Source organism: Streptomyces sp. NPDC002092, from assembly GCF_053593775.1.
This window is the reverse complement of record NZ_JBSFDG010000014.1, coordinates 12,993-38,651: the sequence shown is the minus strand read 5'-3', so window position 1 is coordinate 38,651 and position 25,659 is coordinate 12,993. Positions and strand designations below refer to the sequence as shown.

Genomic DNA, 25,659 nt, shown 5'->3' with positions numbered 1-25,659 from the left:
GTGGGGCCGGCCGGGCGAGGTTCGTCGTCGGCTGGGGGTGGTCCCTGGCGAGGGGGCTCGGCGTCGTCCGCCGTGGGGCCGGCCGGGCGGGCTTCTGTCTCGGATGCAGGCGGGCCCTGGGGGGTGGGGTCGGTTGGCTCCGTCGTTCCCTCGTTCCAGGGGGCGGGTGGGCTCATCCGGGCGTCTCCGTCTCGTCGGTCGCGGCCAGGGTGAAGGCGGTGGGATCCGGGAGCGGGAAGTTCGTGCGCCCCAGCGCATCCGGTGTGGGGTTCCGTGGGGCCGCGCCCTCGTCCGGGACCAGTAGGTCCGCCACCTCCAGCACGTGGTGGCCCGCCATGGCCGGCAGGCAGCTGCCCCGGGCCGGGCCGATGGCCGTTGCCCAGGTCGGGGGGATCGCCGAGACCCCCTGGGTCGCTCCGGCCAGTGCCCCCGCCACCGCTGCCGTCGTGTCCGCGTCCCGGCCCATGTTGACCGCCGTGAGCACCGCGTCGCGGAAGTCGCCGTCCGCCGCCGCGTAGGCGCCGAACGCCAGGGCGACCGCCTCGGGGGCCAGGTCGGTCCAGGGGTAGCCGCCGATGACGACCGCCGAGCGGACCGCCCGTTCGCCGCGGTGGGCCACCGCCACGGCCCGGCGCAGCGAGCGGGCTGTCCAGGAGTCGTCCGGGACGACCGCCAGGGCGGACGCCACGACGGCGAACGTCGGTGCGCCCGCCACCGCCGCGGCCACACCCGCCGCGACCGCCTGGCCGCCGTAGATGCCCTCGCCGTCATGGCTCACCGAGCCGTCGATCGCCACCAGCCGGGCCGCCTCGGCGGGGCGGCCCGCGGCGAAGACGCCGAAGGGGGCCGCGCGCATGGCCAGGCCGTCGCTCCAGGCGTGCCGGTGCTGGGCCGAGATGGGGGCGGCGAGGCCGCGGCGCAGGTTCTCCAGGGTGCCGCGTTCACTGAATCCCGCGCCCCGGAACGGGCCTTCGTCGCGGTCCGCGATCCACTCGTGCCAGGCCGCTTCCACGTGGGAGGGGGTGAGTGCCGAGCCGTGCCGGGCCAGCAGAAGGCCGGAGAAGATCGCGTACTCGGTGTCGTCCGTGCCGGCCGGCTTGTCCGTCACATAACCCGTGATGCGGCCCCAGCGGGCACGGATCTCCGACGGCTTCAGGTTCTCGGCCGGGGCTCCGAGGGCGTCGCCGACGGCCAGGCCCAGCAGCGCTCCACGTGCCCGCTCGCGGAGGCCGGTGGCGTTCCCGGGCGACGGGACCGAGGGAGTGCAGGCGATCGATGCCATACGCGGCCTCTCCGGGAGCGGGGTTCGCACAGGGCGCGAAACCCTTTGCCCATGTGTCCCACCGTCGGCGGTTGACCTGCGCCTGGGGCGGAGCCATGTCACCCGGTCGACATCTGTGTGAAGCAGCGCACGAGTGAGCACGAAGAGGTAAAGCTGCAGGTTAGCAGAGCCTTTCCTTGCTGGCGGGACGGGAATCCGGGGCGTAGGTTCGGTGTTGTCGAAGAGTAGAACTTGTCCAAAGTTAGCTTTGGCTTAGCTTCCCTGGGGGACCCCCGCTATGGCGATCATCGAGACCGAGGCCGCGCTGCACGTGGCGCACCGCGACAACCACACGCACCGGGATGTGAACGGCGGCTGGCTGCGGCCCGCGGTTTTCGGTGCGATGGACGGACTGGTCTCCAACCTCGCGCTGATGACCGGCGTCGCGGGCGGGGCCGTGGCTCAGCAGACCATCGTGCTGACCGGACTCGCGGGACTCGCCGCCGGTGCCTTCTCGATGGCCGCCGGGGAGTACACCTCCGTCGCCTCGCAGCGTGAGCTCGTCGAGGCCGAGCTGGATGTGGAGCGGGCCGAGCTGAGGAAGCACCCGGCGGACGAAGAGGCCGAACTCGCGGCGCTGTACGAGGCCCGCGGTGTCGAGCCCGAGCTGGCGCGGGAAGTGGCCCGGCAGCTGTCGAAGGACCCCGAGCAGGCCCTGGAGATACACGCCCGTGAGGAGCTCGGCATCGACCCCGGGGACCTGCCCTCGCCGCTCGTCGCCGCCGTCTCCTCGTTCGGTTCCTTCGCCCTGGGCGCCCTGCTGCCCGTGCTGCCGTATCTGCTCGGTGCGACCGCGCTGTGGCCCGCTCTGCTGCTCGCGTTCTTCGGGCTGTTCGCCTGCGGTGCCGTGGTGGCCAAGGTGACTGCGCGGACCTGGTGGTTCAGCGGGTTCAGGCAGCTCGCCCTGGGTGCTGCGGCGGCCGGTGTGACGTACGCCCTGGGCATCGTGTTCGGAACGGCCGTAGGATAGGGCGGCTACAAGTTATGCGTTGGGCCGCATAAGTAGCCGTTACTCGCTGGTTTCGAATGCTTAACCACCGGGCATGAGCCGTAAGCGCTGTGGGCAATGAGGCCTGCCGCGCACCCGCGGGAAGGGCGACGCAGCCCTCCCCGTCTTTCGGGCCGATGGACACCGATCTGTCCCCCTCGGTCCCCATAGCTTCCACCGCAGGCGCGGTACCCGCACTGCAGCCGCGCGGTGTCCGCATGCTGGAACGGAATATCCCGGTTCCCGAGAACCGCTCCATCATGTAACCTGCACGAAATTTTGCACTCAGCAGAGGGCCAACGTCGTCCCTTCGCAAGCACATATGCCACTTGAGACGACGACGGGAGAGCCGATGCGTACGCCGCGCCAGCCGTCCCAGCACTCCGCGAATGGCCAGAACTGGTCCTTCATGGATGCTCGCCCTGCTGCGCAGGGTATGTACGACCCCCGCAACGAACGCGACGCGTGCGGCGTCGGCTTCGTGGCGACCCTCACCGGCGAGGCGTCCCACACCCTGGTCGAGCAGGCCCTGACGGTGCTGCGCAACCTCGAGCACCGCGGCGCCACCGGCTCCGAGCCCGACTCGGGTGACGGCGCCGGCATCCTCTCCCAGGTCCCCGACACCTTCTTCCGCGAGGTGGCCGGATTCGAGCTGCCCGCGGCCGGTGCCTACGCCGTCGGTATCGCCTTCCTGCCGGAGGACGGCACAGCCGAGACCGTCTCACAGATCGAGACGATCGCCGCCGACGAGGGCCTCACCGTCCTCGGCTGGCGCGAGGTCCCGGTCGCGCCCGAACTGCTCGGCGCCACCGCCCGTTCGACGATGCCCGCCTTCCGGCAGATCTTCGTCACGGACAACGCGGCTGTGCCTGCTACGGGTATCGCCCTCGACCGCAAGGCCTTTGTGCTGCGCAAGCGCGCCGAGCGTGAGGCCGGTGTCTACTTCCCGTCGCTCTCCGCGCGCACCATCGTCTACAAGGGCATGCTGACCACCGGCCAGCTGGAGCCCTTCTTCCCGGACCTCTCCGACCGCCGCTTCGCGTCGGCCATCGCGCTGGTCCACTCGCGCTTCTCCACGAACACCTTCCCTTCGTGGCCGCTCGCGCACCCGTACCGCTTCGTCGCGCACAACGGTGAGATCAACACCGTCAAGGGCAACCGCAACTGGATGGTCGCCCGCGAGTCGCAGCTGGTCTCCGACCTCTTCGGCGACAAGGGTCTGGACCGCGTCTTCCCGATCTGCACGCCGGACGCCTCCGACTCCGCGTCCTTCGACGAGGTGCTCGAACTCCTGCACCTGGGCGGCCGTTCGCTGCCGCACTCCGTGCTGATGATGATCCCGGAGGCGTGGGAGAACCACGACTCCATGGACCCGGCCCGCCGCGCCTTCTACAACTTCCACTCCACGATGATGGAGCCCTGGGACGGCCCGGCCTGCGTCACCTTCACCGACGGCAAGCAGGTCGGCGCGGTCCTCGACCGCAACGGCCTTCGCCCCGGCCGCTACTGGGTCACCGACGACGGCCTGGTCGTCCTCGGCTCCGAGGTCGGCGTCCTCGACATCGACCCCTCCAAGGTCGTCCGCAAGGGCCGGCTGCAGCCCGGCAAGATGTTCCTCGTCGACACGGTCGAGCACCGCATCATCGAGGACGACGAGATCAAGGCGGCCCTCGCCGCCGAGCTGCCGTACGCCGAGTGGATCGAGGCCGGTGAGATCGAGCTGGGCGACCTGCCCGAGCGCGAGCACATCGTCCACACCCACGCCTCGGTCACCCGCCGCCAGCAGACCTTCGGTTACACCGAGGAGGAGCTGCGCGTCATCCTCGCGCCGATGGCCAAGGCCGGTGCCGAGCCGATCGGTTCGATGGGTACGGACAGCCCGATCGCCGCGCTCTCCGAGCGTCCGCGGCTGCTGTTCGACTACTTCACCCAGCTGTTCGCGCAGGTCACCAACCCGCCGCTGGACGCGATCCGCGAGGAGCTCGTGACCTCGCTGCGCAGCTCGCTGGGTCCGGAGGGCAACCTGCTCGACCCGACGGCCGCCTCCTGTCGCAGCGTCGTCCTGCCGTTCCCGGTGATCGACAACGACGAGCTGGCCAAGCTCATCCACATCAACGCCGACGGCGACATGCCCGGCTTCAAGGCCGCGACCCTCTCCGGCCTGTTCCGGGTCTCCGGCGGCGGCGACTCCCTCGCCGCGCGAATCGAGGAGATCTGCGCCGAGGCCGACGCAGCCATCGACAACGGCGCCCGGCTGATCGTCCTGTCGGACCGCCACTCGGACGCCGAGCACGCGCCGATCCCGTCGCTGCTGCTCACCGCGGCCGTCCACCACCACCTCATCCGCACCAAGCAGCGCACCCAGGTGGGCCTGCTGGTCGAGGCCGGCGACGTCCGCGAGGTCCACCACGTCGCGCTGCTCATCGGCTTCGGCGCCGCGGCCGTCAACCCGTACCTGGCGATGGAGTCCGTCGAGGACCTGGTCCGCGCGGGCACCTTCCTCTCGGACATAGAGCCCGAGCAGGCCATCCGCAACCTGATCTACGCCCTCGGCAAGGGCGTTCTGAAGGTCATGTCCAAGATGGGCATCTCGACGGTCGCCTCCTACCGCGGCGCCCAGGTCTTCGAGGCCGTCGGTCTCGACGAGGCCTTCGTCGAGAAGTACTTCAACGGCACCGCCACCAAGATCGGCGGCGTCGGCATCGACGTCATCGCCAAGGAGGTCGCCGCCCGCCACGCCAAGGCGTACCCGGCGAGCGGCATCGCGCCCGCCCACCGTGCGCTGGAGATCGGTGGCGAGTACCAGTGGCGCCGCGAGGGCGAGCCGCACCTGTTCGACCCGGAGACGGTCTTCCGCCTCCAGCACTCCACGCGCACCGGCCGCTACGACGTCTTCAAGAAGTACACCGAGCGCGTCAACGAGCAGTCCGAGCGGCTGATGACGCTCCGCGGTCTGTTCGGCTTCAAGTCCGACCGCCCGTCGATCTCCATCGACGAGGTCGAGCCGGTCTCCGAGATCGTCAAGCGCTTCTCCACCGGCGCCATGTCCTACGGTTCCATCTCGCGCGAGGCGCACGAGACGCTCGCCATCGCCATGAACCAGCTGGGCGGCAAGTCCAACACCGGTGAGGGCGGCGAGGACCCGGACCGTCTCTACGACCCGGCCCGGCGCAGCGCCATCAAGCAGGTGGCCTCCGGCCGCTTCGGTGTGACCTCCGAGTACCTGGTCAACGCCGACGACATCCAGATCAAGATGGCCCAGGGCGCCAAGCCCGGCGAGGGCGGCCAGCTGCCCGGCCACAAGGTCTACCCGTGGGTCGCCAAGACGCGTCACTCGACGCCGGGCGTGGGCCTGATCTCCCCGCCGCCGCACCACGACATCTACTCCATCGAGGACCTGGCCCAGCTGATCCACGACCTGAAGAACGCGAACCCGCAGGCGCGGATTCACGTCAAGCTGGTCTCCGAGGTCGGCGTCGGCACGGTCGCCGCGGGCGTCTCCAAGGCGCACGCGGACGTCGTCCTGATCTCCGGTCACGACGGCGGTACGGGCGCCTCCCCGCTGACCTCGCTGAAGCACGCGGGCGGTCCCTGGGAGCTCGGCCTCGCCGAGACCCAGCAGACGCTGCTGCTCAACGGCCTGCGCGACCGCATCGTCGTCCAGACCGACGGCCAGCTGAAGACCGGCCGTGACGTCGTCATCGCCGCGCTGCTCGGCGCCGAGGAGTTCGGTTTCGCGACCGCGCCGCTCGTCGTCTCCGGCTGCGTCATGATGCGCGTCTGCCACCTGGACACCTGCCCGGTCGGCATCGCCACCCAGAACCCGACCCTGCGGGACCGGTTCTCCGGCAAGGCCGAGTACGTCGTCAACTTCTTCCAGTACATCGCCGAAGAGGTCCGCGAGATCCTCGCCGAGCTGGGCTTCCGCTCCATCGAGGAGGCGGTCGGCCACGCCGAGGCGCTCGACGTCACGCGTGCCGTCGACCACTGGAAGGCACAGGGCCTGAACCTGGAGCCGCTGTTCCACGTGCCGGCGCTGGCCGAGGGCGCGGTGCGCCACCAGGTCATCGAGCAGGACCACGGCCTGGAGAAGGCGCTCGACAACGAGCTGATCAAGCTCGCCGCCGATGCCCTGGCCGCGTCCAGCGCCACCGACGCCCAGCCGGTGCGCGCCCAGGTCGCGATCCGCAACATCAACCGCACGGTCGGCACCATGCTCGGCCACGAGGTGACCAAGAAGTTCGGCGGCGCGGGCCTGCCCGACGACACCATCGACATCACCTTCACCGGCTCCGCGGGCCAGTCCTTCGGTGCCTTCCTGCCGCGCGGTGTCACGCTGCGCCTGGAGGGCGACGCCAACGACTACGTCGGCAAGGGCCTCTCCGGCGGCCGTGTGATCGTCCGCCCGGACCGGGGCGCCGACCACCTCGCCGAGTACTCGACGATCGCGGGCAACACCATCGCCTACGGCGCGACCGGCGGCGAGCTGTACCTGCGCGGTCGTACGGGCGAGCGGTTCTGTGTCCGCAACTCCGGTGCCACGGTCGTCTCCGAGGGCGTGGGCGACCACGGCTGCGAGTACATGACCGGCGGTCGCGCCGTGGTGCTCGGTGAGACGGGCCGCAACTTCGCGGCCGGTATGTCCGGCGGTATCGCGTACGTGATCGACCTGAACGTCGACAACGTCAACGTCGGCAACGTCAGCGCCGTCGAGGCCCTCGACGACACCGACAGGCAGTGGCTGCACGACGTGGTGCGCCGCCACCAGGAGGAGACCGGCTCCACGGTCGCCGAGAAGCTCCTGGCCGAGTGGGACACCGCGGTCGAGCGCTTCAGCAAGATCATCCCCAGCACGTACAAGGCAGTGCTCGCCGCCAAGGACGCCGCCGAGCAGGCGGGACTCTCCGAGTCCGAGATCACCGAGAAGATGATGGAGGCGGCGATCAATGGCTGACCCGAAGGGCTTCCTGAACCACGGCCGTGAGGTCGCCAAGTCCCGCCCGGTCGAGGTGCGTCTGAAGGACTGGAACGAGGTCTACGTCCCCGGTTCCCTGCTGCCGATCATCAGCAAGCAGGCCAGCCGGTGCATGGACTGCGGCATCCCCTTCTGCCACAACGGCTGTCCGCTGGGCAACCTCATCCCCGAGTGGAACGACTACGCCTACCGTGAGGACTGGTCGGCCGCCTCGGAGCGTCTGCACGCGACGAACAACTTCCCGGAGTTCACGGGCCGGCTGTGCCCCGCTCCGTGCGAGTCGGCGTGTGTGCTGGGCATCAACCAGCCGCCGGTGACCATCAAGAACGTCGAGGTCTCGATCATCGACAAGGCGTGGGAGACCGGGGATGTCGCCCCGCAGATCCCCGAGCGCCTCTCGGGCAAGACGGTCGCCGTCATCGGCTCGGGCCCGGCCGGCCTGGCCGCCGCCCAGCAGCTGACCCGGGCCGGCCACACCGTCGCCGTCTACGAGCGCGCGGACCGCATCGGAGGCCTTCTCCGGTACGGCATCCCCGAGTTCAAGATGGAGAAGCGGCACATCAACCGCCGTATCGAGCAGATGCGCGCGGAGGGCACCCGCTTCCGTACCGGGATCGAGATCGGCCGCGACCTCAAGGCGACCGACCTCAAGAAGAGGTACGACGCGGTCGTCATCGCCGCCGGTGCGACGACCGCCCGTGACCTCCCGGTCCCCGGCCGCGAGCTCAAGGGCATCTACCAGGCGATGGAGTACCTGCCCCTGTCGAACAAGGTCCAGGAGGGCGACTACGTCACCTCCCCGATCTCGGCCGAGGGCAAGCACGTGGTGGTCATCGGCGGCGGCGACACCGGCGCGGACTGCGTGGGCACCGCCCACCGCCAGGGCGCGGCCTCCGTCACGCAGCTGGAGATCATGCCCCGCCCGAACGACGAGCGGAACAACGTCACCCAGCCGTGGCCGACCTTCCCGATGCTCTACAAGGTCACCTCCGCGCACGAGGAGGGCGGCGAGCGGGTCTACTCCGTCTCCACCACCCACTTCGAGGGCGACGAGGACGGCAACGTCCAGTGGCTGCACCTGACCGAGGTCGAGTTCATCGAGGGCAAGCTGACCCCGAAGCCGGGCACGGAGCGCAAGATCCCCGCCCAGCTGGTGACGCTGGCGATGGGCTTCACGGGCACCGACCGGGAGAACGGCCTGGTCGAGCAGTTCGGCCTGGAGCTCGACGAGCGCGGCAACATCGCCCGCGACGCCGACTTCCAGACCAACGTGCCCGGCGTGTTCGTCGCCGGTGACGCGGGCCGCGGCCAGTCCCTCATCGTGTGGGCGATCGCGGAGGGCCGCTCGGCCGCCCGCGGCACCGACCGCTTCCTCACGGGCGCCAGCGACCTGCCGGCCCCGATCCGCCCGACGGACCGGGCCCTGATGGCCTGACGGCCCCTCATATACGTCCCGTACAAAGGCGTACGGAACACCGCAACGGCGCTTGCCCTGTCCCCGACCGGACGATGGCAGGCGCCGTCGCATGTCTGCGGTCGGCCGCCGGTCGGGGTGGGCTACGGCACCTTGTACGTCTCCCCGTACACCTTCCACGTCAGCGGCGTCGTAAGGGCCAGGTTCCCGTCGTACAGGAACTGCCGCTGGGCCGTGTCGACGCGGGTGGTGTCGATGTCCGGACGTACGGTCAGCATTGCCTCGACGCGGATGTCGAGGAAGACGTTCAGGTAGTCCTTCTCGGAGCCGCCCTGTGAGGGGAGGTCCGCCTCGTCCATGGCGCGTTCGCGCAGGCCGTAGAAGCTGGTCGGGCCGGTGCCGGGGCCGTGCTGGACCATGGCGTCGTAGTAGACGAACTGGCCGAGTGTGCCGAGGCCGTCGAGCTTGGCGAGGCGGACGGCCGGGTCGAAGTAGACGCGGTCGCGTTCCTCGTCCTGGGCCTTCCGGAAGGCGGGCAGCTGCGCCTCGGCCTTCCAGGCGGCGGTGAAGCCCGGGTCCAGGCCCTCGTGGGAGTCCGTGCCGTCGACCTCGCGCAGGGCGGGCAGGTAGTCGGCGAGGCCGTTGTCGGGATGTTCCTCGGTGTAGCGCTCGACGAGCGCGAGCAGGTCGTGGGTACCCGTGCAGAAGCCGACGGTGCCGGCGGTGTAGCCCTGGCCGTCGTCGATGTCCTCGATGTAGCCGTAGGCGCTGCGCCAGTCCAGCGTCGAGTTCTCGGCGCTGGCCACGAGCTCCTGGGCCAGTTCCTTCTTGGCGGGGGCGGCGAGGCCGGCCGGCAGGTCGGCGATCACCTCGGCGTCCTCCGCCGTCTCCTGCTCGGCCCGGACCTTGGCGCTCTGGCGGGCCTTCTGCGCGGCGGCGGTCGGCGTCCTGCTCCTGCTCCCGCCGGAGGCATCGGCGGGCGAGAGGACGTAGACCACGCCCGTGACGACCACGGGGAGGGCCGCGAACAGGAGATAACCAGCACGTTTCATAGCGAAAGGGTACGGTCGGGAGATTCCGGGTGATTCCCGGTCAGACCGCCAGTTCAGTGACCTTCGCGGCCGTCAGGATCACAAGGAGCGCCAGCAGGGCGACGCAGGCGCCCGCCTGGACGAGGTTGCGGCGGCCGTCACGCGGTGCATATGCGTACGCCAGTGTCACCACGCCGCCCGCCAGCAGGCCGCCGAGGTGGCCCTGCCAGGAGGTGAGGCCCGCGGAGATCAGCAGCCACAGCAGCAGGCCCGCCATGAAACGGTTGACCTGGCTCATGTCGGCGCCGAGACGGCGGGCCATCACGTAGTACGCCGCCCCGAGCCCGAAGATCGCGCCGGAGGCGCCGAGGGTGGGGGTGTCGGGCGCGATCAGCAGCACGAGGACCGAGCCGCCGAGCGCGGACAGCAGGTACAGCGTGATGTAGCGGATGCGGCCCAGCTGGGACTCCACCACTCGGCCGATGTTCCACAGCGACACCATGTTCATCACGATGTGCAGGATCCCGAACGTGCCCCCGGTGACCGGCAGATGGAGGAACGCGCCGGTCAGCAGGCGGTACCACTCACCGGCGACGACCCCCTCGGCGTGGAAGTCCGAGGGGCGGTTGGCCACCCACATGTAGTGGCCGCCGTCCGGTCCGACCAGCCCGCGGCCCAGCATCTCGAACCGGTCCACGACCGACGAACGCACCAACTCGCCCAGGTACGCGAGCACATTGAGCCCGATCAGGACGTACGTGACCATGGGTGCCGAGGTGATCCGGCCGCCGAACGCCGTACGTGCCTGCCGTACCGACCGTGCGCCCTCCTTCACGCACTCCACGCACTGGTGGCCGACGGCCGCCTCCCGCATGCAGTCCGGGCAGATGTACCGGTCGCAACGGGTGCAGCGGACACGGGACTCCACCTTGGGATGGCGGTAGCAGGTGGTGACGGTGGACTCGGATTCCACAGCCGGCTCCTCAAAGGGGGTGGGACGGGCGGCGAGCCGGTGGGGACGGCGGCGAACAAAATAGCGAACTGCTGTGGCTGGTGGGAGTGGAGGGGTGGACGTGACGTAACCTCGGCACGAACGAAGGGGGGCGCATGGCCGCAATCAGTCTCCGCAAGATCGAGGAGAGCGCGCCCGCGCTGGTCAGCCTGTACAAGAGCGCCGGGGTGTCGCTCCACAAGCACGGGCTGGACGGGCTGCGGGCGGCGGTGTACCTCGTCGTCGACTACTCCGGCTCGATGAAGCCGTACTACAAGGACGGCAGTGTGCAGGCCCTCGCCGACCGGGTGCTGGGGCTGTCCGCGCATCTCGACGACGACGGGCGCGTACCGGTGGTCTTCTTCTCGACGGACGTCGACGCCGAGACCGACATCGCGCTCGCCGGCCACGAGGGCCGGATCGAGAAGATCGTGGCCGGGCTCGGGCACATGGGCAAGACCAGCTATCACCTGGCGATGGACGCCGTCATCGACCACTACCTCGACAGCGGCTCGACCGCCCCCGCCCTGGTCGTCTTCCAGACCGACGGCGGCCCGATCAACAAGCTCGCCGCGGAACGCTATCTGTGCAAGGCGGCCGGGCTGCCGCTGTTCTGGCAGTTCGTGGGCTTCGGGGACCCGGACAGCAAGCAGTTCGACTTCCTGCGCAAGCTCGACGATCTTGCGGTGCCCCAGAAGCGGGTCGTCGACAACGCAGGCTTCTTCCACGCCGGATCGGATCCGGGGCGGATGACCGACACCGAGCTGTACGACCGGCTGGTCGGCGAGTTCCCGACATGGCTGGCCGCCGCCCGGGCCCAGGGGATCGTGCGGTCGGTCTGAAAGCCCGTGAGGGGCGCAGGTCACTCGTACGGCTGCTCTCACCGTTGGCTTACCCGGGACGCCGTGCCACCCTGAGGATGATCCGACGGGGAGGCGACGAACGTATGGACGGCGCACGATCGGGGAACCAGGCGGCCGGCTCCACGCGCAGGGAGACGGCGGGCAAGGGTGAGAAGCTGGCGGACTGGGCCGACGGGCGGCTGGGTCTGTACGGGCTGGCCAAGGCCAATATGCGCAAGGTCTTCCCGGACCACTGGTCCTTCATGCTGGGGGAGATCTGCCTCTACAGCTTTCTCATCCTGATCCTGACCGGCATCTATCTCACCCTGTTCTTCGAGCCGAGCGGCGTCGAGGTGATCTACCACGGCTCGTACGTCCCGCTCAACGGCGTCCCGATGACCCGGGCCTACGAGTCCACCCTCGACATCAGCTTCGATGTGCGCGGCGGGCTGCTCATCCGGCAGATCCACCACTGGGCGGCGCTGGTCTTCGTCACCGGCATGCTCGTGCACATGATGCGGGTGTTCTTCACCGGCGCGTTCCGCAAGCCGCGCGAGCTCAACTGGCTGTTCGGCTGGACCCTGCTGTTCCTCGGCATCATCACCGGCCTGACCGGCTACTCGCTCCCCGACGACCTGCTGTCCGGCACCGGCATCCGCTTCGCCGACGGCGCCATCCTGTCCGTCCCGATCGTCGGGACGTACCTGTCCTTCTTCCTCTTCGGCGGCGAGTTCCCGGGGCACGACATCATCTCGCGGCTCTTCCCGGTCCATGTCCTGCTGCTGCCGGGGATCATGCTCGGCCTGGTCGTCGCCCATCTGATCCTGGTCTTCTACCACAAGCACACCCAGTACCCGGGCCCCGGACGGGACCAGAAGACGGTCGTCGGCATGCCCTTCCTGCCGGTCTACATGGCCAAGGCGGGCGGTTTCTTCTTCCTCGTCTTCGGCGTGCTGGCACTCATGGGCGGCATCGCCAGCATCAACCCCGTGTGGGCCTTCGGCCCCTACCGCCCGGACCTGGTGACCACGGGCGCTCAGCCCGACTGGTATCTCGGCTTCTCCGAGGGCCTGATCCGGGTGATGCCGGGATGGGAGCTCAACTTCTGGGGCCACACCCTGGAGCTCGGCGTCTTCATCCCCTTCACGCTCTTCCCGCTGCTGCTGCTCGCCCTCGGCCTCTATCCCTTCCTGGAGGCATGGATCACCGGCGACAAACGCGAGCACCACATCCTGGACCGGCCGCGCAACATGCCGGTCCGCACCGGCCTGGGCGCGGCCTGGCTGGCGCTGTACGTCGTGCTGCTGATCGGCGGCGGCAACGACATCGTGGCCACCCATCTGCATCTGTCCATCAACTCGATCACCTGGTTCGTGCGGGTCTCCTTCTTCGTGGCGCCGGTCGTCACGTTCCTCGTCACCAAACGGATCTGCATGGGCCTGCAGCGCAAGGACCGGGACAAGGTGCTGCACGGCAGGGAGAGCGGCACCATCAAACGACTGCCGCACGGCGAGTTCGTCGAGGTCCACGAGCCCCTCGCGCAGGACCAGCTCTTCACCCTCACCCAGCACGAGCAGAACCCGCCCTACGAGATCGGCCCGCTCGTCGACGCGAACGGCGTCCGGCGGCCGGTCAGGCCGGGGCAGCGGGTGCGCGCCCGGCTGGCCCGGGTGATGTTCGGTTCGGAGTCGCACATCCCGAAGCCGACGGTGGAGGAGTACCGGGAACTCACCAGCGGCGATCACCACCACTGAGGACCAGGGCCCGGCACTCCTCGGGCCCGCCCCACGCGGCGAGCAGGGCGCGGACCTTGGTCAGCCACAGGGACAGGCCGTACTCCGCGGTGTAGCCGATCGCGCCGTGCAGCTGCAGCGCCGTACGGGCGGTGGCGTACGCCGCCTCGGAAGCCGTGACCTTGGCGGCGGCCACGTCGGCAGGGGTCATGGTGAGCGCGGCACCGAACAGCAGGGGGCGGGCGAACTCCAACGCGATCTTCGCGTCGGCCAGTTGATGCTTGACGGCCTGGAAGGAGCCTATGGGGACGCCGAACTGGGTGCGCTGCCGGGCGTGGGCGACGGTTTGGTCCAGGAGCGCCAGGCCGAGGCCGAGGCACTGGGCGGCAGCAGCCAGGCGACCCCAGGTCAGGCCCTGGGCGACGGCCCCGGACACCTGCGCACCGGCGGCGAGCAGTTCTCCGCCGGGCGCCGGCGCGAACAGGCGGCGGGCCGGGTCGAGGGAGGGGCGCGGTCGGCCGGGCGGGGGAGCGAGGCGCAGCTCGGCGTCCCTTGCCGCCACGGTCAGCCGTACGTCCGCCATGTCCGCGTCCAGCGCATACGGTCCCGTCGCGAGTGTCGCCGCCGACTCGCCGGAGGCCAGCGCGGGCAGCAGACGTTTCGCCGGGCCCGTGTCATCCAGCGCGGCGAGCAGGGCGGCCGCCGCGACCGTCTCCACCACCGGGCCAGACACCGCATGCCGCCCCAACTCGACGAACGCGACGGCGAGTTCGACGGGACGGGCCCCCAGGCCGCCGTACTCCTCGGGGACCGCCAGCGCGAAGACGCCCGCCTCCGCGAGACGGGACCACAGCGCCCGCCCGCTCGCGTGCTCGCCGCGGCTCCAGTCCCTTACCACCGAAGGCGTGTCGGCGGCTGTCAACATGGCGTCCAGCGAGGCCGCGAACGCGCGCTGCTCGGGTTCCAGGAGAAAGCGCATCAGCAGCGTCCCTTCGAAACCTTCGGCATACCTTCGGGCGCGGGAATCGCGGTGCGGTTCGGAAGCGCCCCGAAGGGGCGCGGGGCTGTGTTGGACATGCGGCTACCGCCGCGCGGGCGCGCCAAGCCACGACGGCGCCGCAGACGACACACGACCCATCCCGGCCCACCCGGCGGAGCCATTAGCGGCGCCCCCGAGGCAGGCCGAGCAGGCGCTCGGCGATGATGTCGCGCTGGATCTCGTTCGTGCCCGCGTAGATCGGGCCGGCGAGGGAGAAGACATAGCCCTCGGCCCACTCCGAGTCCGCCGCCTCGCCCTGCTCGCCCAGCACATCGAGGGCCGTCTCGTGCAGCGCGATGTCGTACTCGGACCAGAAGACCTTGTTCAGGCTGGACTCCGGGCCGATGGAGCCGCCCTCCAGGAAGCGGGAGGCGGCGGCGAAGGTGAAGAGGCGGTAGGCCCGGGCGCCTGTCAGGGCGTCCGCCACCTGGGCCCGGGCGGCGGGCGGGCAGCCCTGTTGCTGCCAGAGGCGGTGCAGCCGTTGCGCCGCTGCCAGGAAACGGCCGGGGGAGCGGAGCATCAGGCCCCGTTCGTTGCCCGCCGTCGACATCGCGATCCGCCAGCCCTCGCCGGGCGCGCCGATCACGTCATCGTCCGGCACGAACACCTCGTCCAGGAACAGCTCGGCGAACGCCGGTTTGCCGTCGAGGCGGCCGATCGGGCGGACCGTGACACCGGGCGCGCGCAGGTCGAACATCAGGTAGGTCAGCCCCTGGTGGGGTTTCGGGGCGTCCGGGTCGCTGCGGAACAGGCCGAAGGCACGGTCCGCGAAGGCGGCCCGCGACGACCACGTCTTGTGCCCGCTCAGCAGCCAGCCGCCGTCCGTGCGCACCGCCTTCGAGCGCAGGGACGCCAGGTCCGAGCCCGCCTCCGGCTCGGACCAGGCCTGCGCCCACACCACCTCGCCCGTGGCCATGGGCGGCAGCACGCGCGCTCTCTGCTCCTCGCTGCCGTGGTCGAACAGGGTCGGGGCGAGCAGACTGATCCCGTTCTGACCGACCCGGCCCGGGGCCCCCGCCGCCCAGTACTCCTCCTCGAAGATCAGCCACCGGACCAGGCCGGAGTCCCTTCCGCCATACGCGGCCGGCCAGTTGACGACCGACCAGCGGTCCGCAGCCAGTTCGGCCTCCCACACGCGGTGGGCCGCGAAGCCCTCCGCGGTCTCCAGGGACGGCAGGGGAGCACGCGGCACCCGGTCCGCGAGCCAGGCCCGGGCCTCGGCGCGGAAGGCCTCCTCTTCCTGCGTGAAGGCGAGATCCATCGGCTGCCATCCTTCCCTAACAAGTGTTTGGTAGGTTAGCGTGTGGCTATGACAGTCGTCGAGAGTCCCGTGTACGAGCCGGGACACGGGCTGCTGAAGGGACGCACCGCCGTCATCACCGCGGCGGCCGGGGCGGGCATCGGCGGAGCGACCGCGCGGCGCTTCCTGGAGGAGGGCGCACGCGTCCTGATCGGCGACGCGCATGTGCGGCGCCTCAATGAGTACGCGGCTCAGCTCGCCGGCGAGTTCGGGGCTACGTCGGTCGCCGCCCTGCCGTGCGACGTCACCGACGAGGGCCAGGTGCAGGCGCTGTTCGAGGCCGCCGTGCGGGAGCACGGGCGGCTGGACGTCGTGGTCAACAACGCGGGTCTGGGAGGCACTTCGGACCTCGTCGACATGAGCGACGAGCAGTGGGCCCGCGTCCTCGACGTGACGTTGAACGGCACCTTCCGGTGCACACGGGCGGCGTTGCGGCTGATGCGGGCGGACGGAGGCGGCGGCGTGATCGTCAACAACGCCTCCGTGGTCGGCTGGCGCGCCCAGGCCGGCCAGGCCCACTACGCGGCGGCGAAGGCGGGCGTGATGGCGCTGACCCGGTGCGCGGCGATCGAGGCCGCCGAGTACGGGGTGCGCGTCAACGCCGTCTCGCCGAGCCTCGCCATGCACCCGCACCTTGTGAAGGTGACGACGCCGGAACTGCTGGAGGAACTGACCGCACGCGAGGCCTTCGGCCGGTACGCGGAGCCCTGGGAAGTGGCCAACGTGATCGTGTTCCTGGCGTCCGGCTACTCCTCGTACCTGACCGGAGAAGTCGTCTCCGTCAGCAGCCAGCACGCCTGAGGACCGGAGCGGACGACAATGGACCCGTGCCGACCAAGAAGAAGCCCCAGGTGACCGCCGCACCCGCCCGGCGTCGCGAACTCCTCGAGACCGCCGCCGAGGTCTTCGCCGAGCAGGGCTACAACGCCACCACCGTACGCAAGATCGCGGACCACGCGGGCATGCTCGCGGGCAGTCTCTATTACCACTTCGACTCCAAGGAATCGATGCTGGAGGAGATCCTGCGCACCTTCCTCGACGAGCTGTGGGGCGGCTACGACACCGTCCTGGACGCCGAGCTGGGACCGCGGGAGACCCTGGAGGCCCTGGTCACCGAGTCGTTCCGGGAGATCGACCGGCACCGCGCCGCCGTCGCGATCTACCAGAAGGAGAGCAAGCAACTGCTCGCGCAGGAGCGGTTCGCGTTCCTCGCCGAGTCGCAGCGCAAGTTCGAGAAGGCGTGGCTGGCCACGCTGGAGCGCGGGGTCGCCGCCGAGGTCTTCCGGGCCGACCTGGACGTCCGGCTCACCTACCGGTTCGTGCGCGACACCGTGTGGGTGGCCGCGTCCTGGTACCGGCCCGGCGGGCAGCACAGCCCTGAGGAGATCGCCCGGCAGTACCTGTCGATGGTGCTGGACGGGATCGCCGTACGCACGTAACCCATGGGGAAGGCTGGGGAGTTGCCATGGCCGAGGCCTATATCGTCGAAGCGGTCCGTACGCCTGTGGGGCGGCGCGGAGGCGGACTGAGCGGGGCCCACCCGGCCGACCTCGGCGCCCATGTGCTGAAGGAACTGATGGCCCGCTCCGGTGTGGATCCGGCCGCCGTCGAGGACGTCGTGTTCGGCTGCCTGGACGCGGTGGGGCCGCAGGCCGGGGACATCGCGCGGACCTGCTGGCTGGCGGCCGGGCTGCCCGAGGAGGTGCCGGGCGTGACCATCGACCGGCAGTGCGGGTCCTCGCAGCAGGCCGTGCACTTCGCGGCGCAGGGCGTGCTGTCGGGCACGCAGGACCTGGTGGTCGCCGGCGGCGTGCAGAACATGTCGCAGATCCCCATCGCCTTCGCGACCCGCCAGGCCGCTGAACCCCTGGGGTTCACCGCAGGCCCCTTCGCGGGCAGCGAGGGCTGGCGCGCACGGTACGGGGACCAGCCGGTGAACCAGTTCGTCGGTGCCGAGATGATCGCCGCCAAGTGGGGGATCAGCCGCCAGGACCAGGAGGAGTTCGCGCTCAGGTCCCATCAGCGGGCGCTGCGGGCCATCGACGAGGGCCGCTTCGACCGCGAGACCGTCGCCTACGGCCCGGTCGCCGTCGACGAGGGCCCGCGCCGGGACACCTCCCTGGAGAAGATGGCCGGTCTGAAGCCGGTCCTCGACGGCGGCACCATCACCGCCGCCTGCTCCTCCCAGGTCTCCGACGGGGCGGCGGCGATGCTGCTCGCCTCGGAGCGGGCAATACGCGAGCACGGACTGACGCCCCGCGCACGCGTGCACCACCTCTCCGTACGCGGCGAGGATCCGATCCGCATGCTCTCCGCGCCGATACCGGCCACCGCCCACGCCCTGAAGAAGACCGGCCTGACCATCGACGCCATCGACCTGGTCGAGATCAACGAGGCCTTCGCGCCGGTCGTCCTGGCCTGGCTGAAGGAGACCGGCGCCGACCCGGACAAGGTCAACGTCAACGGCGGCGCGATCGCCCTCGGCCATCCTCTGGGCGCGACGGGCGTCAGGCTCATGACCACCCTGCTGCACGAACTGGAGCGCACCGGCGGCCGGTTCGGACTGCAGACGATGTGCGAGGGCGGCGGCCAGGCCAATGTGACGATCATCGAACGGATCTGAGCGACCCCAGCGACTCCAGGACCCCCTCCGCCTCCTTCATGATCCGCTCCACCAGCTCCGCGCACGGGGGCAGGTCCTCGATCACCCCGGCGACCTGCCCGGACGCCATCACCCCGAGGTCCGTACGGCCGTCCACCATGGCCGATCTGAGCAGCATCGGGGTGTTGGCGGCGAGCAGCACCTGACTCCAGGTGAGGTCCCTGCCATGCTTCATCGCGAGCCCGTCGCGCACCATCTGCCGCCAGGTCAGCCCCGACAGCGTGCGGAACCCGGCCGCCCGGCGGATGGCGTGCAGCAGGGCTCTCGCCCGGCCGGAGTTCTCCAGCGCGGCCACCAGGTCCGTGCGCAGCATCCGGTGCGGCAGCCCGTCCACCGCCGTGGTCACCGTGACGTCCTTGACCGTCGCCGCCAGGTACCTGGCCTTCACCGCGTCCGGCACCGTCGAGTCGGAGGTGAGCAGGAACCGTGTGCCCATCGCCACCCCGGCCGCCCCGTACGCCAGCGCCGCGACCAGCCCCCGACCGTCGAAGAATCCGCCCGCCGCCACCACCGGTACCCGCACCGCGTCCACGACCTGCGGCAGCAGCACCGTCGTCGCGACCTCGCCGGTGTGCCCGCCGCCCTCGCCGCCCTGCACGACCACGGCGTCCGCGCCCCAGGCCGCGACCTTCTCGGCGTGCCGGCGGGCCCCTATGGAGGGGATGACGACGACGCCCGCCTCCTTCAGCTCCGCGATCAGCTCGGCGGAGGGCGCGAGGGCGAAGGAGGCCACCCGCACGCCCTCCTCGATCAGGATCCGCGCCCGGTCACCCGCATCCGAGGCGTCGGCCCGCAGATTGACCCCGAACGGAGCGTCCGTACGGGACTTGACCTCCCGTATCGCCTCCCGCAGCCGGTCGACCGTCATGGTCGCGGAGGCCAGGATGCCCAGTGCGCCCGCGTTCGCCGACGCGGAGACCAGACGCGGGCCCGCCACCCACCCCATGCCCGTCTGCACGATCGGATGCCGGATGCCGACCAGCCGGGTGAGAGCCGTCTCCATCACGAACCGACCTCCCTGTCACGGCTGCCGCCCTGGTCGATCACCTCACGGATCAGCCGCAGCTCCTCGGCGGTCGGCTCACGCGTCGGCGGCACCTCGTCCGGGACGGTCAGATCGAAGCCAGTCGCCTTCCTGACCTGCTCCACCGTGACACCCGGGTGCAGGGAAGCCAGCCGCATCGAGTGGTCGGGGGTGGCGAAGTCGAAGACGCCCAGATCGGAGACGACACACGGGATGCGGTGGTAGCGCGCACCGGCCGCACGGTCGTATCCGACGCCGCAGACCATGTCGACCTTCTCGACGAACACGCGCCGAGAATGTCTGGGCACCCAGTAACTCGTCGGATTGTTCAGGGTGTTGACCGGTGCGCCCCGCACCCCGAGCAGCTGCCGCGTGGGCCGTTTCCAGTCACCGATGCACGAGATGTTCTGGTTGCCGAACCGGTCGATCTGGCTCGCGCCCATCATCACGTGCCGGCGGCCACCGGAGACCAGGGCGAGATGCTGCCGGTACGGGAGCCAGCCTTCCGGCGTCCCGTCCGGGCGGACCAGCGTCGCCTCGCCGTCCGTCAGCAGCAGGTCCGGAGAGAAGGTGAGCCGGGCGAGACGGGCGCCGATGGACGGGATCAGTCCCATGGGGCTGGCGAGCACCTCACCGTTGCCCCGCCAGGCCTCGGCGCAGGCGATCACGCAGTACTCGGCGCGGCTGGCCTCGCTCATGTCGCCTCCCTGACCGCCGACTGGTAGGCCTGTTCGTCCCCGGCGAGGAACCGTGCGGCGAACTCCGGCCAGGGAGTGGACGCGTACTGCTTCTGAAAGGCCTCGTCCCGCCCGTAGTCGGGTGCGCAGGAGGTGAAGTGGGCGCCGTTCGGGGCCTCGACGACCCCGGTCACCGTATGGCGCTTGACGAGCAGGGTCTGCGGTGCGGCCTCCTTCGTCAGCTCGGCGGTGTCGACGATGCGTTCGCACGACAGGTACGCCGCGTCCGCCGCCTCGCAGAACAGGTCGTCGAAGTACGGGTCGGGGCCCAGATACTGCCCGTTGCCCAGCCGGTCGGCGCGGCCCAGGTGCACCAGGGCCGCATCCATCCGCAGGGCGGGCATCGCCACGAACGTCTCCCCGTCCTCGTAGGGCGAAGTCACCGTCCTCAGCCCGGGGTTGACCCGCATCACGTCCGAGCCGATCCCGGCCCGCACCGGCAGGAACGGCAGCCGGTTGGCCGCCGCGTGCAGCCCCCACATGAACATCGCCTCGTCGATCTCCATCAGCTCGAAGGCACCACCCTCGCGGGCCGCGCGGTAGTGCGGTTCGAGGGGGATGGAGTCGAGGGTGACGAAGGGCGCCACCAGTTTCCGGATCCGTCCGGCGGCCGCGAGCATGCCGACGTCCGGGCCCCCGTACGAGATGACGGTCAGGTCACCGATGCCGGACCGCAGCAGCGCCCTGACCAGGGCCATCGGCTTGCGCCGTGAACCCCAGCCGCCGATGCCGAGGGTCATGCCGCTGTGCAGACGGGAGACGACCTGCTCGGCGGTCATCGTCTTGTCACTCACGCCTGTGCACCTTCCCTCTCGTCCCTCTCGGCCCTCTCGTCTCTCTCGTCTCTCTCGTCTCTCTTGTCCTTCTCCTTGCCGAAGGTGTCGCGGACCCGGTCGCCCACCCCGACCGCGTTCGCCTCGTAGGTGAATCCCTGCTCGAAGCGGTAGCTGCGGCGTACGTCGACCGGATCGATGCCGTTGATGGCGGCCTTCGCCAGCCGCAGCAGCTCCCCGTCCTTGGCGGCTATCTCGCCCGCCAACTCCAGGGCAGCGGACTGCAGTTCCTCCCGCGGCACCACCCGCCACACCGAGCCGTGCGCGTGCAGCTCGGCGGCGGTCGCGGTGCGGGAGGTGTAGTACAGCGCGCGCATCAGGTGCTGCGGGACCAGCCGGGACAGGTGCGTGGCCGCGCCCAGGGCGCCCCGGTCCAGCTCGGGCAGCCCGAAGGCGGCGTCCTCGCTCGCCACGATCACGTCCGCGTTCCCCACCAGCCCGATCCCGCCGCCCAGGCAGAAGCCCTGCACCGCCGCCACCACGGGCACCGCGCACTCGTACACCGCCGCGAACGCCTCGAAGCAGCCGCGGCTGGCGCCGGCCAGCGCGCTCGGCCCCTGCGCCTGTATCTCCTTGATGTCCACACCCGCGTTGAACCCCCGCCCCTGCGCGGCCAGCACCACGCATCGCACCTGCGGATCGCGGCCCGCCGCGCGCACCGCGTCGGCCAGGGCGAACCAGCCGTCCACCGGCAGTGCGTTCACCGGCGGGAAGTCGACCGTCACGACGGCGATGCCACTTTTTTCGGACCCCTTTTCCGGGGACGAGGTGGAGACACCCATGGGCACATCAGCTACCTTTCCAACCAACGCCTTTCCACCAAACATTTGTTAGGTGCGAGGCTTCGAAGCTAGCAGCCCTCGGATCGGAGCGGGAGGCCTGTGGATAACTTGCCCCGGCCGCAGCTGAGCGGCAGGACCGTCGTCGTCACCGGCGGCACCCGGGGTGTCGGGGCCGGGATCGCGCAGGCCTTCGCCGAGGCCGGTGCCGAGGTCATCGCCTGTGCCCGCAGGCCGCCCGAACTCCCGTTCGGGGGTGTCGAGTTCGCGCCCCTCGATCTGCGCGACCCGCCCGCCGTACGGTCCTTCTTCGCCGGACTCCCCCGGCTGGACGTCCTGGTCAACAACGCGGGCGGCGGGCCCTACCGGCTGCTGGCCGACGCGGAAGCCGAGCGGCACGCGCGCGTGCTGGAGCTGAACCTCCTCGCGCCGCTGACGGCCTCCCTCGCCGCCTACGAACACCTCAGGCGGGCGCAGGGCGCCGTGGTGATGATCGGCAGCGTCAGTGGCAGGCGCCCCTCGCCCGGTTCTGCCGCCTACGGGGCGGCCAAGGCGGGCCTGGAGAGCCTCGCCCGCTCGATGGCCGTGGAGTGGGCGCCCGAGGTGCGCGTCAACACCCTCGTCGTCGGCATGGTCCGCACCGAGCTGGCCCATCTCCACTACGGCGGCGAGGACGGCATCGAGGCGGTCTCCCGCACGGTACCGCTCGGCCGCCTTGCCACCCCCGCCGACGTGGGCGCGGCCGCCGTGTTCCTGGCCTCGGACGCGGCCGCCTACATCAGCGGGGCGAGCCTGCTGGTGCACGGGGGAGGGGAGCGGCCGGCCTTCCTGGATGCGGCAACTGCCAACAAGGAGACGTGAGATGAGCGGAATCTGCGACGGGCGGGTCGTGGTCGTCACCGGAGCCGGCCGCGGCCTCGGCCGAGCGCACGCGCGCGCGTACGCGGCGGAGGGCGCCCGGCTGGTCGTCAACGACCTGGGGGTGGGCCTGGACGGGGCGCCGGGCCCCGACAGTCCGGCCGGGCGGGTGGTGGACGAGATCCGCGCGGCGGGCGGCGAGGCGATCGCCCACGGCGGCGACATCGCCACCACCGAAGGGGCGGCCTCCCTCGTCGCGACGGCCCTGGAGGCGTACGGCCGGCTCGACACCCTCGTCAACAACGCCGGCTTTCTGCGCGACCGGATGCTCGTCAACCTCGACGAGGACGACTGGGACGCCGTCCTGCGCGTCCACCTCAAGGGCCACTTCCTGCCGCTCAAGCATGCCGCCGCGCACTGGCGGGCCGAGGTCAAGGCGGGCCGTATGCCGGTGGCCCGGATCGTCAACACCAGCAGCGGCGCCGGGCTGCTGGGGTCGGTCGGGCAGGGCAACTACAGCGCCGCGAAGGCCGGCATCGTCGCCCTGACGCTGGTCGCCGCGGCCGAACTGCGCCGCTACGGCATCCAGGTCAACGCCGTCGCCCCCGCTGCCCGTACACGGATGACGGAACGCACCTTCGCCGAGGCGATGACGGCGCCCGCCGACGGCTTCGACGCGATGGCCCCGGAAAACGTCTCCCCGCTCGTCGTCTGGCTCGGCTCCGCCGCGAGCGCCGGTGTGAGCGGGCGCGTGTTCGAGGCGGAGGGCGGCCGGATCACGGTCATGGAGGGCTGGCGGCCGGGTCCGAGCGCCGACAAGGGGGCGCGCTGGAGTCCCGGCGAGGCGGGCGAGACGGCGCTGAAACTGCTGGCGGAGGCGGCGGAGCCGGGCGCGGTGTACGGGGCCTGAGCGGGCTCAGCCGCCGAGCCGGGCGGCGGCCTTGCGCTGCTCCTCCGTCATCACCTGAAGGAAGCGGATCACGGTATCCAGCTCGTCCGTGCTGAACGGCTCGCACGCCGCGGCGATGTCGCGCGCCCACTCCTCGAAGAACGCGAAGAGATGGGCGATCTTCTCCCGGTTCAGCTCGACCAGCACCCGCCGCTTGTCCGTCGGATGCTTGACCCGGCGTACGAACTCCTTGGCTTCGAGGCGGTCGACCAGGCCGGTGACGGATGCGGGAGCCAGGCCGGTGTGCTCGGCGAGCTCCTTCGCGGTGAGCGGGCCGTGCCGCTCCAGGAGGTCGAGGGCCTTCTCCTCGCTCGGGATCAGCCCCTGCCTGGCGGACACCGCCGAGTGGAACATCACGGTGGCCCCGCTGTTGTCCCGGCCCGCGGCGAACAGCCGCAACAGTGTCTCGGCCCGCCGCTTGTCGTCCGTGGGGACGGCCGCCTCGAGGTCCGGCACCAGGCGCCGTTCGGATCCCGTCTCGCTGCCGCTCATGGCGTCAGGGTAGCAAATATTTCGTTCGGTCGAACTAAGTACTTGCGATCACGGAAGCCCTGATGCAAGTCTTTCGTTCGTCCGAACGAAATAAATCTGGGACTCGACCACATCCGGACCCAACGGGAGACGCCATGACCACCACCCTTGCCATGTCCCCACCCACCGAAGCGGATCCGTATCCGCGCCGCTGGGCCGCCGCCGTCGTGATGATGATCGCCGCGCTGATGGACCTGCTGGACGTGACGATCGTCAATGTGGCGATCCCGTCCATCGGCCGTGACCTGCACGCCACGCAGAGCGAGCTGCAGTGGCTGGTCTCCGCCTATCTGCTGGGCTTCGCCGCCACGCTGATCGTCTCCGGGCACCTCGGGGACCGCTTCGGTCGCCGCGGACTGTTCCTCGCCGGCACCGCGGGCTTCGGCCTGGCGAGCCTGGGGTGCGGCCTCGCCCAGACGCCCGGTCAGCTGATCGCCGCACGGGCCGTGCAGGGTGTGCTGGCGGCGGTGCTGATTCCGCAGGTACTGGGCTCGTTCCGCACCCTGTTCGCGGGCAAGGAGCGCGGGGCCGTGTTCGGGATGTACGGGGCGGTCGCCGGGTTCGCCTCGGCGGTGGGACTGCTGCTGGGCGGGCTGCTGACCGATGCAGATCTGTTCGGCTGGGGCTGGCGCTCGGTGTTCCTGGTGAACGTGCCGGTGGCGGTGGGCACACTGATCGCGGGCCTGGTGCTGGTGCCGTCCACGAAGGAGCGGTCGGCCGCGCGGCCGGATCTGCTCGGGAGCGCGGTGCTGGCGGCCGGGCTGGTGGCGATCGTGCTGCCGCTGGTGCAGGGCCGGGTCAACGGATGGCCGGTGTGGGGCTGGGTTTGCCTCGCCGCGGGCGTCTGCGCCGTCGCCGGGCTCGGAGTGTTCGAGGCACGCCGGCGTGGTGCAGGGACAGTGCCGCTGCTGCCGGCGCGGGCGTTCCGGCTGCCCGCGTTCTCCGTGGGTGTGCTGGTGCAGTTGCTGTTCTCGGTCGGCATGCAGGGCTTCTTCCTGGTCTTCGCGCTCTGGCTGCAGGGCAGCGAGCGGTACACGCCGATGCAGGCCGGAGTGGTGACCGTGGCTTTCTCGGCCGGCAGCTTCCTCACGGCGCCTGCCGCCGACGCCCTCGCGGTGCGGTTCGGGCGCCTGGTGCTCGGGGCCGGTGCCCTGATGATGGCCGCCGGTCTGGCCTGGGTGTGGGCAGCGGTCACCGACGCGCCCACCGCACACACCGGCGCCTGGCCGATGGTTCCGGGCCTGGTGATCGCGGGGGCCGGACTGGGCTTCCTGGTGGTGCCGCTGGTGAACGTGGTGCTGTCCGCGGTGCCGGCGGAGCTGGCGGGCGGGGCGTCCGGGATCTTCTCCACGGCACAGCAGTTCGGGGGCGCGCTCGGGGCGGCCACGGTCGGCACGGTGTTCTTCGACCACGCGGGCAACGGCCTGACGGACGCTCTGACCGCGGCGATGCCCTGGGTGACCGCGGTGTTCGTGGTGTGCGCCGCCCTGTGTGCCGCACTGCCCCGCCGAGCCGTCACCTTCGACCCGTCCGGCGTTTGAGGACGAGGCCGTTGAGGCCGAAAAGCGGGGGCCCGGGGGCGTCACTCCGAGTCCATCAAGGACGACATCCACCAGCAGTACGAGGCACGCGAGGCGCAGCTCGGCTCCGAG

General features: G+C 70.7%; 21 protein-coding genes. 11 read left to right on the top strand and 10 right to left on the bottom strand.

Annotated elements, in window-relative coordinates; all coding sequences use genetic code 11:
* Positions 1 to 172: 172 nt before the first annotated feature.
* Positions 173 to 1,282, bottom strand: a complete 1,110-nt coding sequence (locus tag ACWCRD_RS29730; RefSeq protein ID WP_450968854.1) for an ADP-ribosylglycohydrolase family protein — start codon at positions 1,280 to 1,282, stop codon at positions 173 to 175.
* Between the two features lie 277 nt (positions 1,283 to 1,559).
* Between ACWCRD_RS29730 and ACWCRD_RS29725 the strand changes: the two genes are divergently transcribed.
* The 3 genes from ACWCRD_RS29725 (at position 1,560) to ACWCRD_RS29715 (ending at position 8,719) form a co-directional block, all read left to right on the top strand.
* Positions 1,560 to 2,291, top strand: a complete 732-nt coding sequence (locus ACWCRD_RS29725; RefSeq protein ID WP_450968853.1) for a VIT1/CCC1 transporter family protein — start codon at positions 1,560 to 1,562, stop codon at positions 2,289 to 2,291.
* Positions 2,292 to 2,661: 370 nt separating this feature from the next.
* Entirely contained in the window at positions 2,662 to 7,263 is a 4,602-nt protein-coding gene (gene gltB, locus ACWCRD_RS29720) for a glutamate synthase large subunit (RefSeq protein ID WP_450968852.1), read from the top strand.
* On the top strand, positions 7,256 to 8,719 hold the full coding sequence (locus ACWCRD_RS29715) for a glutamate synthase subunit beta (RefSeq protein WP_450968851.1): 1,464 nt from the start codon (positions 7,256 to 7,258) through the stop codon (positions 8,717 to 8,719). Before gltB ends, ACWCRD_RS29715 begins: the two co-directional genes overlap by 8 nt.
* A 122-nt stretch (positions 8,720 to 8,841) precedes the next feature.
* On the opposite strand, the gene ACWCRD_RS29710 is transcribed toward ACWCRD_RS29715, so the two are convergent.
* Complete coding sequence (locus ACWCRD_RS29710) at positions 8,842 to 9,750, bottom strand: chitosanase (RefSeq protein WP_450968850.1); 909 nt, start codon at positions 9,748 to 9,750, stop codon at positions 8,842 to 8,844.
* A 40-nt stretch (positions 9,751 to 9,790) separates the two neighbouring features.
* Positions 9,791 to 10,702, bottom strand: a complete 912-nt coding sequence (locus tag ACWCRD_RS29705; protein WP_450968849.1) for a rhomboid family intramembrane serine protease — start codon at positions 10,700 to 10,702, stop codon at positions 9,791 to 9,793.
* 134 nt (positions 10,703 to 10,836) lie between these two features.
* Here ACWCRD_RS29705 and ACWCRD_RS29700 point away from each other — a divergent pair, with 134 nt between their 5' ends.
* Together ACWCRD_RS29700 and qcrB are read left to right on the top strand one after the other, a co-directional pair.
* The gene (locus ACWCRD_RS29700) at positions 10,837 to 11,562 is read left to right on the top strand and encodes a vWA domain-containing protein (RefSeq protein ID WP_450968848.1); all 726 of its coding nucleotides are present in this window, start codon (positions 10,837 to 10,839) and stop codon (positions 11,560 to 11,562) included.
* Between the two features lie 104 nt (positions 11,563 to 11,666).
* On the top strand, positions 11,667 to 13,316 hold the full coding sequence (qcrB, locus tag ACWCRD_RS29695; RefSeq protein WP_450968847.1) for a cytochrome bc1 complex cytochrome b subunit: 1,650 nt from the start codon (positions 11,667 to 11,669) through the stop codon (positions 13,314 to 13,316).
* Here the strand turns inward: qcrB and ACWCRD_RS29690 are convergent.
* Entirely contained in the window at positions 13,291 to 14,274 is a 984-nt protein-coding gene (locus ACWCRD_RS29690; protein ID WP_450968846.1) for an acyl-CoA dehydrogenase family protein, read from the bottom strand. The genes qcrB and ACWCRD_RS29690 overlap by 26 nt on opposite strands.
* Positions 14,275 to 14,455: 181 nt before the next feature.
* The gene (locus ACWCRD_RS29685; protein ID WP_450968845.1) at positions 14,456 to 15,595 is read right to left on the bottom strand and encodes an acyl-CoA dehydrogenase family protein; all 1,140 of its coding nucleotides are present in this window, start codon (positions 15,593 to 15,595) and stop codon (positions 14,456 to 14,458) included.
* Positions 15,596 to 15,643: 48 nt separating this feature from the next.
* Here ACWCRD_RS29685 and ACWCRD_RS29680 point away from each other — a divergent pair, with 48 nt between their 5' ends.
* From ACWCRD_RS29680 to ACWCRD_RS29670, 3 genes are read left to right on the top strand one after another with little or no spacing between them, the layout of a single operon-like run.
* Positions 15,644 to 16,435: an SDR family oxidoreductase gene (locus tag ACWCRD_RS29680; RefSeq protein ID WP_450968844.1), complete on the top strand. Its 792-nt coding sequence runs from the start codon at positions 15,644 to 15,646 to the stop codon at positions 16,433 to 16,435.
* A 26-nt stretch (positions 16,436 to 16,461) separates the two neighbouring features.
* Positions 16,462 to 17,073: a TetR/AcrR family transcriptional regulator gene (locus ACWCRD_RS29675; RefSeq protein ID WP_115908728.1), complete on the top strand. Its 612-nt coding sequence runs from the start codon at positions 16,462 to 16,464 to the stop codon at positions 17,071 to 17,073.
* A gap of 26 nt (positions 17,074 to 17,099) precedes the next feature.
* Complete coding sequence (locus ACWCRD_RS29670; protein WP_450968843.1) at positions 17,100 to 18,257, top strand: acetyl-CoA C-acetyltransferase; 1,158 nt, start codon at positions 17,100 to 17,102, stop codon at positions 18,255 to 18,257.
* On the opposite strand, the gene ACWCRD_RS29665 is transcribed toward ACWCRD_RS29670, so the two are convergent.
* Genes ACWCRD_RS29665 through ACWCRD_RS29650 form a run of 4 tightly spaced genes read right to left on the bottom strand, consistent with a single transcriptional unit; the run spans position 18,241 to position 21,672 of the window.
* A complete protein-coding gene (locus ACWCRD_RS29665) occupies positions 18,241 to 19,299 on the bottom strand; it encodes an NAD(P)H-dependent flavin oxidoreductase (protein WP_450969051.1) in 1,059 nt (352 codons plus the stop codon). The two genes, ACWCRD_RS29670 and ACWCRD_RS29665, sit on opposite strands and share 17 nt — an antisense overlap.
* Entirely contained in the window at positions 19,299 to 20,018 is a 720-nt protein-coding gene (locus tag ACWCRD_RS29660) for a CoA-transferase subunit beta (RefSeq protein WP_450968842.1), read from the bottom strand. The genes ACWCRD_RS29665 and ACWCRD_RS29660 overlap by 1 nt, the downstream gene beginning before the upstream one ends.
* Positions 20,015 to 20,851, bottom strand: a complete 837-nt coding sequence (locus ACWCRD_RS29655; protein ID WP_365835709.1) for a CoA transferase subunit A — start codon at positions 20,849 to 20,851, stop codon at positions 20,015 to 20,017. Before ACWCRD_RS29655 ends, ACWCRD_RS29660 begins: the two co-directional genes overlap by 4 nt.
* Entirely contained in the window at positions 20,848 to 21,672 is an 825-nt protein-coding gene (locus tag ACWCRD_RS29650) for an enoyl-CoA hydratase family protein (RefSeq protein ID WP_450968841.1), read from the bottom strand. The genes ACWCRD_RS29655 and ACWCRD_RS29650 overlap by 4 nt, the downstream gene beginning before the upstream one ends.
* Positions 21,673 to 21,771: 99 nt before the next feature.
* Between ACWCRD_RS29650 and ACWCRD_RS29645 the strand changes: the two genes are divergently transcribed.
* Both ACWCRD_RS29645 and ACWCRD_RS29640 read left to right on the top strand, forming a co-directional pair.
* Entirely contained in the window at positions 21,772 to 22,530 is a 759-nt protein-coding gene (locus ACWCRD_RS29645) for an SDR family oxidoreductase (RefSeq protein WP_450968840.1), read from the top strand.
* A 1-nt stretch (position 22,531) separates the two neighbouring features.
* Positions 22,532 to 23,437: an SDR family oxidoreductase gene (locus tag ACWCRD_RS29640; protein ID WP_450968839.1), complete on the top strand. Its 906-nt coding sequence runs from the start codon at positions 22,532 to 22,534 to the stop codon at positions 23,435 to 23,437.
* Between the two features lie 6 nt (positions 23,438 to 23,443).
* Here the strand turns inward: ACWCRD_RS29640 and ACWCRD_RS29635 are convergent, their stop codons facing one another.
* Complete coding sequence (locus ACWCRD_RS29635; RefSeq protein WP_450968838.1) at positions 23,444 to 23,968, bottom strand: MarR family winged helix-turn-helix transcriptional regulator; 525 nt, start codon at positions 23,966 to 23,968, stop codon at positions 23,444 to 23,446.
* A gap of 134 nt (positions 23,969 to 24,102) precedes the next feature.
* On the opposite strand from ACWCRD_RS29635, the gene ACWCRD_RS29630 reads away from it, so the two are divergent.
* Positions 24,103 to 25,548, top strand: coding sequence for an MFS transporter (locus ACWCRD_RS29630; RefSeq protein ID WP_450968837.1), 1,446 nt, complete (start codon positions 24,103 to 24,105; stop codon positions 25,546 to 25,548).
* Positions 25,549 to 25,659: the final 111 nt, after the last annotated feature.

Excerpts from the sequence above, each read along its gene's own strand:
- qcrB (WP_450968847.1), top strand. The coding sequence starts at position 11,667 with ATGGACGGCGCACGATCGGGGAACCAGGCGGCCGGCTCCACGCGCAGG.
- ACWCRD_RS29650 (WP_450968841.1), bottom strand. The coding sequence starts at position 21,672 with ATGGGTGTCTCCACCTCGTCCCCGGAAAAGGGGTCCGAAAAAAGTGGC.
- ACWCRD_RS29710 (WP_450968850.1), bottom strand. The coding sequence starts at position 9,750 with ATGAAACGTGCTGGTTATCTCCTGTTCGCGGCCCTCCCCGTGGTCGTC.
- ACWCRD_RS29715 (WP_450968851.1), top strand. The coding sequence starts at position 7,256 with ATGGCTGACCCGAAGGGCTTCCTGAACCACGGCCGTGAGGTCGCCAAG.
- ACWCRD_RS29665 (WP_450969051.1), bottom strand. The coding sequence starts at position 19,299 with ATGGAGACGGCTCTCACCCGGCTGGTCGGCATCCGGCATCCGATCGTG.
- ACWCRD_RS29680 (WP_450968844.1), top strand. The coding sequence starts at position 15,644 with ATGACAGTCGTCGAGAGTCCCGTGTACGAGCCGGGACACGGGCTGCTG.
- ACWCRD_RS29670 (WP_450968843.1), top strand. The coding sequence starts at position 17,100 with ATGGCCGAGGCCTATATCGTCGAAGCGGTCCGTACGCCTGTGGGGCGG.
- ACWCRD_RS29635 (WP_450968838.1), bottom strand. The coding sequence starts at position 23,968 with ATGAGCGGCAGCGAGACGGGATCCGAACGGCGCCTGGTGCCGGACCTC.
- ACWCRD_RS29630 (WP_450968837.1), top strand. The coding sequence starts at position 24,103 with ATGACCACCACCCTTGCCATGTCCCCACCCACCGAAGCGGATCCGTAT.
- ACWCRD_RS29685 (WP_450968845.1), bottom strand. The coding sequence starts at position 15,595 with ATGGATCTCGCCTTCACGCAGGAAGAGGAGGCCTTCCGCGCCGAGGCC.
- ACWCRD_RS29660 (WP_450968842.1), bottom strand. The coding sequence starts at position 20,018 with ATGAGCGAGGCCAGCCGCGCCGAGTACTGCGTGATCGCCTGCGCCGAG.
- ACWCRD_RS29640 (WP_450968839.1), top strand. The coding sequence starts at position 22,532 with ATGAGCGGAATCTGCGACGGGCGGGTCGTGGTCGTCACCGGAGCCGGC.
- gltB (WP_450968852.1), top strand. The coding sequence starts at position 2,662 with ATGCGTACGCCGCGCCAGCCGTCCCAGCACTCCGCGAATGGCCAGAAC.
- ACWCRD_RS29730 (WP_450968854.1), bottom strand. The coding sequence starts at position 1,282 with ATGGCATCGATCGCCTGCACTCCCTCGGTCCCGTCGCCCGGGAACGCC.
- ACWCRD_RS29690 (WP_450968846.1), bottom strand. The coding sequence starts at position 14,274 with ATGCGCTTTCTCCTGGAACCCGAGCAGCGCGCGTTCGCGGCCTCGCTG.
- ACWCRD_RS29725 (WP_450968853.1), top strand. The coding sequence starts at position 1,560 with ATGGCGATCATCGAGACCGAGGCCGCGCTGCACGTGGCGCACCGCGAC.
- ACWCRD_RS29700 (WP_450968848.1), top strand. The coding sequence starts at position 10,837 with ATGGCCGCAATCAGTCTCCGCAAGATCGAGGAGAGCGCGCCCGCGCTG.